The 15,890-nt window shown below is 71.5% G+C and carries 13 protein-coding genes; all 13 read right to left on the bottom strand.

Annotated features, from left to right (window positions below):
* Nucleotides 1–320: 320 nt before the first annotated feature.
* The 13 genes from OG798_RS06465 to OG798_RS06405 all read right to left on the bottom strand — a co-directional run bounded on the left by OG798_RS06465 (nt 321) and on the right by OG798_RS06405 (nt 15,807).
* Nucleotides 321–1,844 carry an NADase-type glycan-binding domain-containing protein gene (locus OG798_RS06465; RefSeq protein WP_328756554.1) on the bottom strand — a complete coding sequence of 508 codons (1,524 nt, stop codon included), beginning with the start codon at nt 1,842–1,844 and terminating at the stop codon, nt 321–323.
* Nucleotides 1,841–2,398, bottom strand: a complete 558-nt coding sequence (locus tag OG798_RS06460; protein ID WP_095856649.1) for a phage tail protein — start codon at nt 2,396–2,398, stop codon at nt 1,841–1,843. Before OG798_RS06460 ends, OG798_RS06465 begins: the two co-directional genes overlap by 4 nt.
* Nucleotides 2,395–4,353, bottom strand: coding sequence for a putative baseplate assembly protein (locus OG798_RS06455; RefSeq protein ID WP_121417468.1), 1,959 nt, complete (start codon nt 4,351–4,353; stop codon nt 2,395–2,397). The genes OG798_RS06460 and OG798_RS06455 overlap by 4 nt, the downstream gene beginning before the upstream one ends.
* Entirely contained in the window at nt 4,353–4,793 is a 441-nt protein-coding gene (locus tag OG798_RS06450) for a GPW/gp25 family protein (protein WP_095856651.1), read from the bottom strand. The genes OG798_RS06455 and OG798_RS06450 overlap by 1 nt, the downstream gene beginning before the upstream one ends.
* 40 nt (nt 4,794–4,833) lie before the next feature.
* Complete coding sequence (locus OG798_RS06445; RefSeq protein ID WP_095856652.1) at nt 4,834–6,750, bottom strand: VgrG-related protein; 1,917 nt, start codon at nt 6,748–6,750, stop codon at nt 4,834–4,836.
* A complete protein-coding gene (locus OG798_RS06440; RefSeq protein ID WP_067374696.1) occupies nt 6,750–7,478 on the bottom strand; it encodes a CIS tube protein in 729 nt (242 codons plus the stop codon). The genes OG798_RS06445 and OG798_RS06440 overlap by 1 nt, the downstream gene beginning before the upstream one ends.
* Nucleotides 7,479–7,493: 15 nt before the next feature.
* On the bottom strand, nt 7,494–7,919 hold the full coding sequence (locus tag OG798_RS06435) for a phage tail protein (protein ID WP_054235291.1): 426 nt from the start codon (nt 7,917–7,919) through the stop codon (nt 7,494–7,496).
* Nucleotides 7,920–7,979: 60 nt separating this feature from the next.
* Entirely contained in the window at nt 7,980–8,279 is a 300-nt protein-coding gene (locus tag OG798_RS06430; RefSeq protein WP_095856653.1) for a hypothetical protein, read from the bottom strand.
* Between the two features lie 3,153 nt (nt 8,280–11,432).
* Nucleotides 11,433–11,591 carry a DUF6760 family protein gene (locus OG798_RS06425; RefSeq protein ID WP_095856654.1) on the bottom strand — a complete coding sequence of 53 codons (159 nt, stop codon included), beginning with the start codon at nt 11,589–11,591 and terminating at the stop codon, nt 11,433–11,435.
* Entirely contained in the window at nt 11,588–12,076 is a 489-nt protein-coding gene (locus tag OG798_RS06420; protein WP_328756548.1) for a hypothetical protein, read from the bottom strand. Before OG798_RS06420 ends, OG798_RS06425 begins: the two co-directional genes overlap by 4 nt.
* Nucleotides 12,076–12,519, bottom strand: a complete 444-nt coding sequence (locus OG798_RS06415; protein WP_054230236.1) for a phage tail protein — start codon at nt 12,517–12,519, stop codon at nt 12,076–12,078. Before OG798_RS06415 ends, OG798_RS06420 begins: the two co-directional genes overlap by 1 nt.
* A 68-nt stretch (nt 12,520–12,587) precedes the next feature.
* The gene (locus tag OG798_RS06410; RefSeq protein ID WP_095856656.1) at nt 12,588–14,168 is read right to left on the bottom strand and encodes a phage tail sheath subtilisin-like domain-containing protein; all 1,581 of its coding nucleotides are present in this window, start codon (nt 14,166–14,168) and stop codon (nt 12,588–12,590) included.
* A gap of 205 nt (nt 14,169–14,373) precedes the next feature.
* A complete protein-coding gene (locus OG798_RS06405; RefSeq protein ID WP_328756541.1) occupies nt 14,374–15,807 on the bottom strand; it encodes an eCIS core domain-containing protein in 1,434 nt (477 codons plus the stop codon).
* Nucleotides 15,808–15,890: the final 83 nt, after the last annotated feature.

Genomic DNA, 15,890 nt, shown 5'->3' with positions numbered 1-15,890 from the left:
AGCGCGCGAGGTCCGGGGCCCGGAGCGCCGGGCGGTCTCGGGGGGAGACCGCCCGACGAGGGATCCCTGTTGAGGATCCATTCGAGTTCGCGCTGGATTCTGCGAGCCTCGTTGCGGACCTGCAGGGGTATGTCCCCTCGTTCGGAGATCAGTTGGGCGTAGATCGGTGCGTCGTGCACAGGTGGCGCTTCTCCTCGGGTCTGGTGCCTTCCCTCTACGGTAAGGCCGCGGCGGTGCCGCGGGACTCATCCTCCCAGTTCGGCCAGAACCGGAAGCACCCGACCAAGGAATGGCACCTTCCCCATGAACGGTCGGTGTCCCTACGAGTCGTTGGCGCTCGACGGACCGAACAACTCGATCTCGGCAATGGAGACCTGCTTGTCCCCGGCGGCGCCGTAGGCCGAGCGGATGATGAAACGGACCGCCGTGACATCACCCACACGGAACTTGCGCTGCTGAGCGCCCGCAACCTGGTCGAGGGTGAGGAAGCGGGTGCTCGTCTTGCCGTTCGCCGTGGTGATCCGGGCCTCGATACGGTGCGGCAGCGCCGACTTCGTGAGCTGGTCCGCACGGTTGGAGGTGCCCGAGGTGATGAGCACGTCCAGCAGCCGGGTGGGCTGTTCGAACCGGGCCTCGAGCCACTCGCCGTCCCCGGACTGCGCGATGCCCGGTCCCCACCAGGTGTTGTTGAGCTTGTCGAAGGCGAGCCCCGCGCCGTGGCCGGGGAAGGAACGCGACGCCTTGACGTGGTCCGGGCCGACCGGGACCCGCTTGGCGAAGTGGTCCTTCACCGCCTGCACGGCCGCAGCGGTGTTCGTCACGGCGAACACCAGCAGGCCGAGCACCACCGCGCCGACCACCCAGTTCATGACGCGTCCGAAGCCCCGTCGCAGTCGGGGCCGGTCCCCGGCCCACGGCACCTCTCCGTTACGGGAGTTGAGCACCCGACGCCACCAGGGCAGCCGGCCCGGCGCCTGCCGTTCCCCGGCCATGGACAGCGCGCAACGCCCGCAGAAGTGCCGGTCCGGACGGTTGGGAGTGGCGCACCAGGGACAGGGCACACCCCCGTCCGCACCGGGCTCCGCGACCGGGGTACGGACCTGGGGGCGGCTCGCCGCGGGGCGGCCGGGCAGTACGGGTGCCACCGACGGCGCGACCCGCGGTTCCGGGTCCGCCACCGGCACCAGCAGGGACCTGGCCCGCTCGGCCGCGGAGTCCCGGTCGGGGGCGGCGGAGGGCAGGGGCTCGGTGGCCGCGGTCTCGTCCGGCCGCGCGGGAGCGGCCGGTACGGAGCCGTGGGCGGCGACGGGGGCCGGGTGGGGACGCGCGGTGTCGTCGCTCATCGGGCTCGGATCCGCCGCGTCACCGGATACCGGCGTACCGGATACCGGCGTACCGGATACCGGCGCACCGGGGGCCGACGCGTCCGGTGCACTGCCGACGGCATCGGCCTCGTGCGGGTCGCGTGCGGGTCGCGCGGTGCCCGCCCTGTCGGCGCCCACGGTGTCCGCCTCCGCGATGGAGCCCGCCGTGTCGTGCGCCGTACGAGCCGTTCCCGTACCGGCGCCCGGTCGCGCGAACGCGTCCCAGCCCGGCTCGCCCTCGGCCGACCCGGCGGAGCGCGCCGCCCGGGAGCCCTGGTCGTCGGCCGTCGGCGCCGCCTCGTCGGCGGCAGCAGCGGGACGCCGGGACCGGGCCGCGACCCCCGCCGGAGCCGGGTCCCCGGCCCAGTCGAGCACCGCGCCGCAGGCGTCGCAGAAGGACTGGCCGGGCTCCGCCCGGGTGCCGCACTCGGCGCAGGCCGGGGCGCGCCCGGGGCCGGTGCCTGGGGTCTGGGTGGTCATTTCTCGGGGATCCTTTCGGCGGCGGTCACCTGGACCGTGTAGGGCATGTGGGCGGGACGGGCGGCCGCCACGAGGTTCTCCAGCCGGTACTCGTCCGCCGGGGTCGGCTCGGGCAGCCGGAGCGTGACGTGCAGCCGGGGGCGGCGGTCGCCGGGGACCGGGCCGAGCGGACGCGGGTCCCAGGCGGCGGCGCCGCTCTCGGTGATCTCCGGCTCGACACCGAAGGCGAGGCGTATCGCTTCGGACAGGCCGCGGCGGGTGCCTCGTACGCGATGCAGGTACGCGGCGGCGGCGACGGCCGCGCGCAGCCGCGCGTCCGGTTCCGTGCCGTCGACCTCGGCGCCGACCCAGGTGCCCAGCCAGCGGGCGAAGTCGGCCGGTGCGAGCGCCGGGTCGAAGTAGGTGTGCAGACAGTCGAGGGCCAGCAGGATCGGCGCGACCACCTCGTCGAGGCCCGCGACGAAGCGCAGCGCCAGGTCGTCGTCGGCGAAGACCGCGGGGAGCATGCCGCCGATCGGCGCCGAGGACTCCAGGCCGTCGATGGAGCCCCTCATGAGCCGTCTCCGATGACGCGGACCCGGTGGTCGAAGGAGAACACCAGCGAAGGGGCCTCCAGGTCGATCCGGTCGGTCGGGTCGCCGCGCTTGCCGGTCAGCGGGTCTGCGGGGTGGAGCTGCACCGCGTCGACGAGTTCGACGCCGGGCACACGTTGCAGCACCGCGAAGACCTCGCCCGCCTGCACGGGCCGGCCGAACGGCCAGCCGGTGCCGTCCGCTCCGCCGGTGAGCGGGTCCAGATGGCGGTAGAGCGCGTCGTGGGCCTGGCGGCGCACCCGGTCGGTGTCGACCCCGCGGAAGGCGTGCACGGTCGCGACGACGGTGACGCCCTGGTAGAAGGGCGGCCCGACCGCGAGCCGGGTGCCGATCAGCCGGCGCTCGTCGAGGTGGCGGGTGATGCGCTGCAACAGGGCGTCGCCGGGGACGAGTTGCTCGAAGCGCAGCCGTCCGCCGGGGTCGGGCACGGCCTGCGGGACGACCAGGACACGGACCGCGTAGGCGCCGTGCTCGCCCTCCTCGCCCTCCAGGCAGGTGATGCGGGCCGTCTCGGGGGCGGCGCGCCTGGCCAGTTCCTCGTAGTCGCGCAGGGTCACGGCCCGCTCCTGGGCGCGCAGCGTGATCGGGGCGCGGGTCTTCGCCTCCTCGACCGTCTCGCCCTCGACGCCGCCCCGGGCGGCCTCGCGGTTGACGACGTCGGCCACGTACGGCACCGAGCTGCGCAGCACCTGGACGGCACCCCGGGCGACGTTCCCGGCCCGGCCGCCACCGGTGCGGTAGCGGCGGGCGCGGACCACGGCCCCCTTGGGCGCCGCCGTCCCGTACTGGCGCATCGTGCCGTCGGGTTCGCGGACGGCGGGCCCGAAGGCGATCTCGCCGGTCGCCGCGTCCAGGGTGATGTGCCGGTCGGTGGGACCGGACGCGGCGAAGTGCGGGACGACGTCCCAGTCGACCCAGCCGTCGCGCTCGGCGGTCTGCAACAGCACCGGCGGAGTGTCGCCCACGACGGGGAAGTGGGCGAGCCGCAGCCGCTGCCCGGGCAGACCGGTGGACTCGCCGAGCGCCTCGTCCTGGACGGTCTCCGCGTGGATGGCCGAGGTGGTCCCGCCGAGGGTGAACGCGTCGACGGACCGGATGGTCGGAGACGTGGTGTAGAAGGGCTGGTCGGACAGCGGTTCGGTGACCCGGCAGCGCAGCCAGCCCGCCTCCTGCCCGCCGGTGCGCGACAGCGTGTGGCCGCCCGGGATGTGCAGGACCACCTCACCGGGCCGGTTCAGACCACCGGTGCCGTCCCGGTCGACCTCGCAGGCCGCCCAGCCGTCCTCGGTCCACGCCTCCCAGACCAGCGGCGGCTGCCGCGGATCGACACCGACACCGTCGACCCGGCTGTCGAGCTCCAGGCCCAGCGCGCAGTGCGGTACGGCGGCGGTGAGGCCGAGGAGCATGCAGTCACCGGGGCTCGGCGACTCCGCGAAACACAATACGTCCTTGCCCTCGGCGAGATCGGCGGTCCGGTCGGTGACCGCACCACCGTTCTGCTGCACGACGAGACGACGCAACGAGCAGGGCACCACGGTCAGTTCGCGCTCGGTCGCGAAGACGACCGCCTCCTCGTTCTCGGTGCGCACGGTGGCGGCCTCGGTTCCCACGGGCAGCACGATGGGCTCCTCGTGCGGCGCGGACAGCCAGAACGTGAGGTCCGTACGGGCGGCCGAGGGCGGGAACAGCGTGATGCCGACGAGGTCGAGGAACGCCAGGTGGTTCTTCTCGGGGACGCGGTTGAGCCGGTAGACGATCTGGTCCGCCATGTGGGCGACCGTTTCCACGAGGGTGACACCGGGGTCCGACACGTTGTGGTCGGTCCATTCGGGGGCGCGCTGCTGGATGTAGCGCTTGGCGTCGTCGACGAACTGCTGGAAGCGGCGGTCGTCGAGGTTCGGGGAGGGCAGTGCCATCAGCGGTCGCTTTCAAGGGAGTTGCCCGTGCCGGAGGCGTCGGACTCCTCGTGGGAGGGGATGACGTAGAACGGAAAGACCAGGCTGCGCGGGTTGTTGGTGCCGCGGATCGAATAGCGCACGTCGATGAAGAGCACGCCCTGGTCGGGACCCGCCGTCACCTCGACGTCGTTGACCTCGATCCGTGGCTCCCAGCGGTCGAGGGTGGTGTACACCTCGTGCTGGATCCGGCCCGCCGTCGCCTCGTTGACCGGCGCGAACACCAGGTCGTGGATGGCACAGCCGAACTCGGGCCGCATCGGCCGCTCGCCCGGCGCCGTGGCCAGCACCAGCCGGATGGCCTCCTCGATCTCCCGCTCCCCGCTGACCATGGCGATGCCACCGGTGGGACCGATGCGCATGGGGAACGCCCAGCCGGATCCAACGAACTGCTCGGCCATCAGAGGGCCACCCGCCTACTCCTGAAGTACGTCCCGGCCGTCACGGCAGCGGATACGGCTTGTTGTTGACCAGCACCACACCCTGCAAGGCGAGCGTGATGGCCCGAATGCCCACATTCGCGATGGAGTTGACCTGCACGCTGCCGCCGGCGGTGAGCGTCGCGGCGCCCACCGCCTTGAGGCTGAGCGCCCCCATCGCGTCGACGGTGACCGCACCGCCGAGCGACTTGAGGTTGACCAACCCGCGGCCCTCGATGTCGAGCGGGCCGCCGCTCTTGATGGTCAGTCTCCGGCGCGCGCTCAGGGTGAGGTCGGTGCCGGCCTCGACCGACACCGACCGGCTGCCCTTGATGGTGACGGACCCCTTGCTGTCCACGGTGATCTCGGTCTTCGTGCGATCGAGATTGATGATCAGCTTGTCGTTGCCGGAGGCGATCCGCACCCCCTGCTTGCGGGCACCGGTCTGCTGGCTGAGCAGGTCCACCCGGTTGCCCTTCCGGTCGGACAGGGTGTGCCGGATCGCCTGCTTCTTCAGCCCGTCGTGCAGCGGTACGTCACTGACCACGGTCGGTTTGTCCTTGCCGTTGTAGAGGCCGCCGATGACGAACGGGTGGTCCAGGGCGCCACGGTCGAAGGCCACCAGTACCTCGTCGTTGACGTCGTACGGGAACACCCCGCCGCCGCCCTTCCCGCCGAGCTGTACGGTCCGCGTCCAGTCGCTCTCGTACGCGTCGTCCAGCCAGGGGAACTGGAGCTTGACCCGGCCCTGTTTCAGCGGGTCCTGCACATTGGTCACCAGGGCGTTGGCCACACTCGGCAGCTTCGGCGCGGTGGCCGTGCCCCCGCCGGACGTGAGCCCGTACAGGGAGCGCCACTGTCGGCCACTGACGGTGATCCAGGTCTGGTAGTGCTCGTCGTAGCCGAAGACGTGCCGCACGGACGTCACCGTGTACTTGCCCTCGAACGGCTTGCCCACGTCGGTCAGCGTGACCGGAACGCCCGGACGCAGCTTGGGGTTGCCGAACACCATGACCTCCAGCTCGGCGAAGGAGGAGGTCACGTCGTCGGCGAGGGCCTTGGCGGCGACCTTCACCTCGGCCAGGCGGTCGTAGGGTGTGTCGGTCTCGACCAGCTTGGCGGTCTTGAACTTCTTCGCCGTCTTCTGCGGGGTGGTGCCGATCGCGAAGCCGTCGTTGGACGTGGCGGGCGACATGGCGGTGAGCTTCTTCTTCGTCGTGACGTTCCAGCCGCGCGCCTCGGTCTTGGCGACCTGGTCGGCGGAGGTCACCGCGGCCCGGCAGCGCAGCACGTCGACGCCGCCCTGCAGCACGAAGGGGCTCTTGTCGCCGGGCATGCTGGTCGGCGGCGCGGTGGAGGCCGGGTCGGCCTTGGCGAACTGGAACTTCCCCTCGGAGTCCAGCGACATGACCACGTCGTTCTCGTCGGCGAGCCGGGCGAGGAAGTCCCAGTCGGTCACATTGGCCTGACTGATGAACTCGTAGACCGTCGTGGTGGGCTTGATGCCGCCCTTCCCCTTGCCGATCGGAATGCCGTTCATCGTGGCCAGTTTCTTCGCGATGTCCGCGGCCGTCTGATTCCGGTACGCGGCCACCCTGCGCTGGCGCATCAGACGGTGGCCCATGTCGTAGCCGCGGATGACCGTGAAGGTGCCGGTGCCGTCGTAGTCGGTCTCCATGCCGGTCACCTCGCCGGTCAGCAGCGGGGAGGCCGCGCCCTGGCCGTCCGCGACCGGCGCGAGCGTCACCGGGGTGCCGCACTGGATGCCGAGTTCGCCGAGCACCAGCCGGTCCGGGTCGCGGAAGGTCAGCCGGAACGCGGCCGGTACCCCCGCCCCGAGGTCGACCCAGCAGCCGACGAGGTCGGAGGCGATCTTCTCCGGGACCGGACTGCCGTCCACGGTCACGTGGACGACGTTGGAGTACGAGGGCTGGACCATCAGAAACCCACCTCTTCGGCGGCGGGCAGCACGAGCTCGGTGCCATTCGACAGCCGGTTCGGGTCGTCGATGCCGTTCGCCTCGGCGATCGCCCGCCAGGCCGCCGCGTCCCCGTACTCCCGCCACGCCAGCGACTGCAGCGAGTCGCCCGCGACGACCCGGTGCACACGCTGCGCGGTGAGCGCGCCCGACGTCGGGTTCTGCCCCTTGGTCTTGCTGGGGATCTCGTGCAGATGCACCTGACAGGTGGCGCGGATCGGCACGCCCGTCGTGCCGAACAGGGAGTAACTGGCGTCCACCGAGCTGACGTACGCCGTGAACCGCGCGGTCGAGAACGACCCCCACTGGAACACCACCCACGGCGTGGACGGCTGCTTCGCCGCGATGCTCTTCGTCGTCACCTCGCAGCACGAGAACAGCGCCTCGACCTTCTTCAGCACCGAATTGCTGGTCGGGTCGTCGGACGAATCGAGGAAGATCTCGACGGTCATCTCGCGGGGCTCGGGCCCCATGAACTCCGGGAGGGAGCCGTCCCGCACGGCCGCGGTCGGGGTGGTCTTCCACCGGGCGCGCCGGCTCAGCGAGAGCGTCGAGGGGTTGAAGTCGAAGTTGAACGTCTTGATCAACCCGCCCGGAGTGGTGCTGCGGCCGATGGGCGGCTCGTGAATGGCCAGCGTGGCCCTCACCAGACTCTTGCCCGCGCCGCCCTTTCCTGACTTGCCTGCCATGTTCTTCGCCGTTCCCTAGTCCGTGAACCCGTGGTGGGTGATTTCCAGCACCTCCGTGGCCACGGCCGGGCTGGCCGGGTCCAGGGAGGGCCCCTGCCAACTGACCGGGAGCACGTCGAGCAGACCCCAGCGGGCCACCTCCGAGCCGTCCGCGCGCAACGCCGCGATCTGCGCCGTCGGCCGCTTGACCCCCGTGGTCACGGAGGACACCCAGGCCGCGACCTTCGCGGTGTCCGGTGTCAGGGGGCGGGTCAGCCGGATGTTGGAGAAGGTCACGCGGGACGGAAGCTGCCACACGAACCCGTTGTTGCCGCCCTCTTGGCGCTGCTCGATCTCCACCTGCGACGAGAGTCCTTCACACCCGTTGAAGTAACCGAGGCTCTCGCCGTCGATGGTGAGGGTGAAGAAGATGGTGGAGCCCGGGTCTCGATCGGTGGCCATCGGGGATCGGCCTTTCTTGGGGTGTCGTACGGGGAGAGGTGTCGGACGGAGTGGGGGAGGTCAGCGACGGGGATCGCGCAACTTGCCGATCCGCTCCCGTTCGAGGCGGAGTTCGGTCCGCAGCAAGCGGGTGATCGGCCCCGACAGCTTGTGCGTCAGCTCGTCGATCTGACCCTGGGTCAGGGACCGGGGATCGAAATCGACGGCGGTGTACGTCGGCGGGGCCTCCTCGCGCTCGGCGTGCGAGGGCAGTGGCCGACGGGGCGGCTCGGTCGCGGAGTACGGGGGCGGGGGGCCGCTCGGAGGAGGTGGTGGTGGCGTGGCCGGAGGCACGGCGGGTGAGTACGCGGGAGGGGACATCGGGTTGACGTCTCGCTGGACCGAGGGGAGGGCTGGGGGCACGGCGGGGGTGGCAGGTGTGGTGATGGTGGTGGGTGCGGTGCCGGTGCCGGTGGCGATGGGTGCGGGAAATACGGGGGGTGCGGGAAGTACGGGAGGTACCGCCGAGGAGCGCTGTACCGGCAGGGCTACGGGTGGGGCGGCGGGGGTTGCGTTGAGGGGGACGGCCGCTTTGGGGGTGGGACTCGTGGAACTCGTCGGCTGTGCTGGGGCCGTCGACTTCGTGGGCTGAATCGGTCGCGTCGGTCGCGCCGGGTCTGTCGGAAGGGGGAGTCCGCCCGAGGGGTGAGGCATGGGCGCGCTCGGAGTGGAGGAACGCTGTACGACGGGGGTGGCGCTGTGCGTCGCCGGGGGCGTGGGACCGAGGGAAACGCCTTCGGCGGCCAGCGGGCGCGCAGGGGTGTGGCGAGCCTTCGAGCGCTGTACGGCGGGTGTGTCGGGTGCCTGCCGCGACGGAGCGGGCTCGGAGGCGACTTGCTGGACGACGGGGGCACCGAGGCCGAGACGGCGCGGGGTCGTGGCATCGGAACGAGGAGCGCGGTGCTGCTGCGCGGACACCTGCGGTTGGGGTGCGGGTGTCGAGGTCTCGGGCTGCCGAACGGCTGAGCGCTGCACAGGGGGCACAGGGAGCGCAGGGGGCACGGCGGACCCGGCGACATTCGTACGGGCGATGCCGGGACGCGCTGGAGCTGAAGCTTGAGTCGGCACAGATGCGCGAGGGGCGAGCGGTCCTGTGGCACCGGTGGGTGTTGCCGGTGACGCACTCGCACGCGGCAGCGGTGTCGAGGAAGTCGAGGGAGTCGGGGGAGTCGGGGGAGTCGAGGTGGCAACGCGCTGGACCGCAGGGGCAGTTGGCGTCGGTGTGCTCGGCGTCGACGGCTTCGTAGGGCCTGCGGAGGCCGGGCTGCGTCGTGCCGACGGGCCGCTCGCGACGGTGCCGGGTTGAGCAAGAGGGACGGTGACAAGTCGCCGGAGCACCGGAGCACCGGCGCCGGGAGTCTCGGGGCCACGCGCTGCCGGACCGCCGTGGGTACCGGCGACGGGCCCGCCGACCGACGGTTGCGACACGGCCCGCTGCACCACGGCACCGACGCCACCGGGCACCCCGGGCGCCCTGGTCGACGAAGGTGCCGTTCCCGGTGCCTCAGGCGATCGGCGTATCGGACGGGATACCAGACGGCCGCCAGGCCCTGGACGGGCCCCGACTGCCGAGGAACGCTGTACGGCCGGGGCCGGGGTCGGGGCCGTTCCGGCTACGGCTCCACCAGGGGCGGTGGACGTGCCCCCTGTCGGGCCGACTGCTCCTGCCGACCCGGGCCCGGCGGCACGCCGCGCCGACGGGCCACTCGCAGAGCCACCGCCGGAGCCACTGGAACGGGGTCCGCTCCGGCCCTTGTCGGCTGTTGTGGCGCGCCGCAGCGGTACGGCCGCGGGAGCGGCACGGCGCTGCACAGCGGCGGCAGGAGGCGTGGAGGGCAGCAGCGAGGTCAGCGCGCGTGCGGGAGCGAGCGGGCGCACCGGTGCACGCGGCGACGGCGGGGAGGTGGGAGCGACCGGCTCCGCGCCACCGTCCTGCCGGGGGACGACGGGCTCACTGCCTGCCGCACTCTTCGCCGTTCCCTCCACCGCACTCGTGCGTTCCTGAGCGCTTGGTTCCGCTACGACGGCCCGCTGTACGACAGGGCTGCCCACCGAGGCAGTCCCTGACGCCGCGGAACCTGCCGGAGCCGGAACCGGAGCCGGGGGCGGAGTCGATACCGCACGCTGAACAGGCAGGTCCCCGGACGGGGCTCCCGCCTCGGGAATCTCCAGTCGAGACGGTGCCGCACCTGATGACGACGATGCCGAAGGAGCCATCTCCGGTGCTATCCCTGGCCCGGGGGACAGCGGCCTGGGAGACCTCGTCCCGGACGGAGTCGTCGCACCACCGGGCGTGCTTGGTCGTCCCGTTGGGGTCCCCGTCGCACGCTGCACCGGACGTTGTACGGGCGTCGCGCGCGAAGGCGGATTGGACAAGGGCGCGCCCAGCCCCGAGCGTCGACGCGGCGGCCCCGCCGTCGGGCTGCTGCCCGGAGCGGTCGGTGCGCCCGGTGCTGCCGGAAGGGGAGGCGCCGGTACGGATGCCCCGGCCGACGGCTCGTCCCGAACGGACGGCGCCGCCAGCCCCGTACGTCCGGAACCGCCCGGCGTACTCCGCTGGACCGGAAGGTCGGACCCGGCGGCAGAACCGTCGCGCGATCGCGACACGGAGACGGGAGGCGCGACCGGGCCGGTGAAGTCAGCAGGTGTCCCGGAACCCGGGAGCGTGGAGGCGGGAGCCGAAGCCCGGCGAGCAGCGTCCGATGTCCGGGAAGCACTTACCGAAGCGGCAGAACCGACCGACGTTCTGCCACTGCCACTACCGCTGGCACCGTCACTGCCGCCGCCACCGCTGGCCGGGTCGGTGACGGCCGGCGTCGACGACGGCTGCGGTACGGACGGCAACGGCGCGGACGGCTTCATCGCCGGCAGAGCCCGCCGCTGTACCGCGGGCCTGGTCGGTGCCTTGGTCAGTGAGGTCGGCCGTGTGGCCCGGGGAGCGGCGGGCGTCACCCGTGGGCCCGCCGGGCCGAGTGCCGCCACCGGGGAACTCATGCGCTGCACGGGCAGCGCACCGGTCTCCTCGCCCGACTCCACGGGCAAGGCCACCGGCAGGGAGAGCGAGGGGAGTTCGAGCCCGGAGGCAGGTCCCACCGGGGCGGCGAGCAGGCCCTTGACCAGTCCGCCGGGCGCGCCGTCGAGGACGGCGTGCGACAGCGGGCCGGTGAAGGAGGGGTTCTGCCAGGTGGTCAGCCGACCGCCGAACCCGGCGTCGGCGACAGCACCCGGCCGGTCCGTGGCCCGCTGGATCGGCGGCAGCGCGGGCCAGGCGGCAGGCCGGACCACACGCGCACCGGCTCCCCGCCCCGCACCGTCCGCCGCGGACGTGTCGCTCACCCGGGCATCCGTACCGTCGGCCGGAGCCGAAGCGCCCGCCGGTCCGGAAGCGGACGCGGCGGCGGAACCGCTGCCGGATCCCCGCTCGGGTCCGCCGCCCCCGCCGCCCCGCACCCGATCAAAAAGCCCCACGCCGTGTCACCCTTCTCCGGCGCCGCGGTTGACGAGTGCCGCGATCTGTTCCGTGTAGCCGCGCCGGTCGCGGTGTTCGAGATCCAGGATGGTCTCCAGGCTCCAGTGGAAGTGATAGGCGATGTACGCGATCTCCTCCTGGATGCGGTCGGTCGCGTACGTCACGATTCCCCCAGGCGGCTCCCGCCGAGTTCGACCTCGAACGGCTCCTCGCAGTGCGGGCAGGTCACGGCGGCACGGGTGTGGCCCTCCGCGTTGACCTGGCGGTAGAAGTCCTGCAGGAAGGCCAGGTCCGAGGCGAACATGTTCTCCACCACCCCGTCGTGCACCAGCGGAAGCGTGCCGAGCCGGGTGATGACCCGGCCGAGCAGTACGACCGACAGGTACGCCGGGTTCTCCTGCACTCGCATGTCCCGCAAGGGGACGAGCTCGTCGCGAGCGGTGGCGAGCCGCATCACGCCGTGCCGGTGCACGGTGCCGGAGTCGTCCACGTACCCGCGCGGCAGCTCGAACTCGAACTCGGTGCGCAGCGGTTGCGCGGCTGCAGCCAGGGCCGGGGCCGGGGCCGGGGCCGGAGCCGGAGCAGCGGTCTGCCCCGGCTCCGGTTCGGCGACGGCCGCGGCCGCCGCCCTGGGAGCCGTACGGCGCATTACTCGATGACCAGTTCTTCGAAGGTGATCGTCACGGTCTCGGTGAGCGCGGACGCCTCGCCGGCCTTCACGGTGCTCGTGTCGATCTTGCTGCACCAGGCGTTGCGCATGTTGTACCGCTTGACCGGGTTGTTCATGTAATCCATCACCATGATGGTGGCGTTCTTGCGGGCGGTGCTCATCTGACCGGCGACGGACTCGGTGATCCACTGGTTGAAGGCCGCCGACTGCGTCATACCGCGGACGACCGTGCAGGTGCCGGCCTTCTTCACGCCCGGCAGCTTCTTCGTGACGGGGATGCCCTGAGAGGAGACCTGTTGGTACTCGATGACGTCCTGCTCGATGCTGAGGCCGCTGACCTCCGCGAGGTACTCGACCATCACACCGTCGATCTGGAGGCCGAAATTGTGTGAAGTAAGGGCGTCACCCGGCTGGAGACTCATCTGTTCTCTGTCCTTCTAGGGTTTCTTGGGCGTACGGGGCGGAGCTGGTGCCCGAGAGGGCGGTACTGCTACTCCTCCAACTCGCCGCTGCCGCTGGAGAACTGGGCCAGCCGGAAGATCACGAACTCGGCGGGCTTGACCGGCGCGATGCCGATCTCGCAGATGACGCGGCCGAGGTCGACCGACTCCGGCGGGTTGGTCTCCTCGTCACACTTGACGTAGTACGCCTCCTCCGGCCGCGAGCCGAAGAGGGCGCCGTTGCGCCACTCGTTGACCAGGAAGGCGGAGACATTGCGCCGGATCCGGGCCCACAGGGCGTGGTCGTTCGGCTCGAACACCACCCACTGGGTGCCGATCAGGATCGACTCCTCCAGGTAGTTGAAGTACCGGCGGATGTTGAGGTAGCGCCAGGCCGGGTCGGAGGACATGGTGCGGGCGCCCCAGACGCGGATGCCGCGGCCCGGGAAGGCGCGGATGCAGTTGACGCCGATGGGGTTGAGCAGGTCCTGCTCGCCGCGGGTGATCTGGAGCTCCAGGTCCACCGCTCCTCGTACGACCTCGTTGGCGGGCGCCTTGTGCACACCGCGCTCGGAGTCGTTGCGCGCCCAGATGCCGGCGACGTGGCCGCTCGGCGGGATCAGCCGGGACTGGCCGCTGGCCGGGTCGAAGGCCTTGACCCAGGGGTAGTAGAGGGCGGCGTACTTGGAGTCGTAGCCGGCCGTCTCCTGGCGCCACACCCGGATCTGACGTGCGTTGAGGCCCGGCGGCGGGTCGATGACCGCGACCCGGTCACCCATCAGCTCGCAGTGCGCGATCAGGCCGAGCTGGACGGCCTTGACGGCCTCCAGGTCGATGGCGCCGCGCTGGTAGGCGGCCATCAGGTCGGGGACGGCGACCATCGAGACCTCGTCCACGGCCTCCAGGCCGCCGAAGCCGGTGCGGTCGGCGGAGTCGCCGAGGTACTGGGCGGGGCCGGGGTGGCCGTTCTCCGTGGTGGCCGGGACGGCCGGTGAGGAGGTGGACGGGGCGGCGAGCGCCACCGTCTGGTTGTCGGGGCGGGCCAGCTGGGCGGCGGGCGCGGCCTCCTGCACGGCGATGAGCTTCGAGCGCTCCTTCACCTGGGTGACCACGTAGTTGCGACCGCCCTTCTTGGCGGTCACGTCGAAGGTCTCGGCGACCTTGTCGCCGTCCTTGACGATCAGCTTGAACCGCTCGGCCGGGCCCTCGCCCTCGGGGTCGGCGACCTCGACGCTCAGCGAGCCGCTCGCGACGGCGCTCACCGAGAACGTGCCGAGCTGCTTCGGCTCGCCCGGCGGCAGCGCGGCCTGCGCACCGGAGCCGGTCACCGCGGCGGGGGCCGAGGAGTCGCCCGAGGCGCCGCCGGGCGTTCCGCCGACCCGCACGACATAGGCGGCGCTGCCGCCGTTGTTGAAGAAACCGTAGACGGAGTGCGCGAGGTAGTACCCGTCGGTGAACTCACCGAAGGCCGCCACGTACTGCGTCCAGTTGGTCACCAGTGTCGGCTCGTGCAGGGGGCCGATCGGGGCGAGACCGACGAAGGCCGCCACCGAGGTGCCCACGCCCTCGATCGGACGCGAGCCGCTGGCCACCTCCTCGACGTAGACGCCCGGCGACAGGTAGGACGGCATGCTCTGCTCTCCTCGGGGTACGAGATGGGACGTCACTCACCCTCACGCGCGAAGCGCGCCCCCCGAAACGTCCTGCGGTGCCGGGTCGGGGGCAGCCGTGTTGCCCCCAGGGGCAATTCAGGAGGGGGATTGCGGGGGCGGAGAGGCCGTGGTCCCCCGAGGACCGGCGCGCACACCTCTGCCGTACCGGTTGCGCTCTGCCGTACTAGTTGCTGATGCTCCACGCCCACGCGGCGCCCTTCGCGATTCTCGCGGCGAGCGTCAGGAAGTCCTGCTTGACGGCCTCCGGGGTTTTCTCCGGAGGGAAGAGCGGCTTGATCGGCGATTCTTCGGGGAAGTCGGCCGACAGCAGGGCCCGGTAGCGGTTGTAGACCTTTGCGATGTCATTGCGGACCGCCTCCGATCCGCTCTTCGCGGGCGCTCCGAGGAGCCGGTTGTCATTCGTCGCCGCGATGGAGGCGACATCCATCAGGAAGCAGTCCAGAAGGTCGGTCACGTCCTGTTCCTTCGCGCCGTCCACCTTGCCCTTCGCGTCCTGCAGGAGACGTTCCGCCATTTCCTTGGTGACCGCCTTGTAGACCCCGTAGCGGGGGCCCTGCGGGATCGCGCCGAGCACGTGGTCGGCCTGCTTCGCCTCGTCCGAGTTCATGAACTTGGGCTGCTCCTCGAGACCCGGCACGGGGAAGGGCATCCCCTTCAGATGCTGTTCCTCGTCGAGGAGTTGAGGTTTTGCCTCCGCGAGGGGATGTATGCCGAACTCGTGGGAGAGCATTCCGACGATGTAGCCGATGTCGTAGTTCTCGAAGTAGTACGCGGCGAGAATGACTTTTACGCCCTCGTCCCCGTTGTCCTTGACCTCGGCCGGAGCGTCCTTGATCCGTTTCTCCAGCACGATGTCGCACGGGCGGCCGCGGAGGTAGTCCTGGATTTGCTTGTGCTCCGACAGCAGCTGAAGAACGCGCTGGGCCTTGCCGAAGTACGCCGGGTATGTGTTGGCCACATTGGTGAACGCGATCTTCCCGCTGACCATGCGGGCCCGCTGGATCGGCAGTGCGGCGCGCTGCACCGGAGCCGCTTCGGCCGCACCGGCGGAGGCCGGCCGGTTCTCCAGTGGGACCGGCCCGGACATGACGCGTTTCGCGTTGGCCTCGGCCGCTTGCTCGAAGCTGTCCCCGGGGTCGGACATGTGCAGTCCGTTGCCGTTGTCGGTGCCCGCCACGGGGCCCTGCCGCTGCTGGACCACATGCGTGAGTTCATGAGCGAGCGTGTGCTTGTCGGCGCCCCCGGGGCCGATGACCACATGGCTGCCGGAGGTGTACGCATGGGCACCGATCTCGGCCGCGGAACGCTGCGCGACGGTGTCCGTGTGCAGGCGTACGTCGGAGAAGTCGGCGCCGAGACGGGCCTCCATCTCTGTCCGCACCCCGTTCTCGAGCGGGCTTCCCGTGCTGCGCAGGACGTCATGGACCGCCGATCGCTGCACCGGTGCGGAGTGCCCGCACGCCGGGCCGTGTTCGTGAGCCTCCCGGGCCAGCAGTCCGGCGACCGCCGCGTTGCCCGCGGTGCGCTGGAGCGCGGTCACGGCCGACGGGGAGAATCCGCCGCCGGGGAGCAGGGCGGGTCCAGATACCGGGCCCACGCCCGCGGCCCCGTCCGTCCGTCGTGCAGCCGCCCGATCGGCAGGCCCACCTTTTCGGGCCTGCTGCTGGTCTGTCTGGCGTT

Origin of the sequence: Streptomyces sp. NBC_00271 (assembly GCF_036178845.1) — a bacterium.
Lineage (GTDB): Bacteria > Actinomycetota > Actinomycetes > Streptomycetales > Streptomycetaceae > Streptomyces.
The sequence above is the reverse complement of the archived record's forward strand: the minus strand, read 5'-3'. Positions and strand labels throughout refer to the sequence as shown.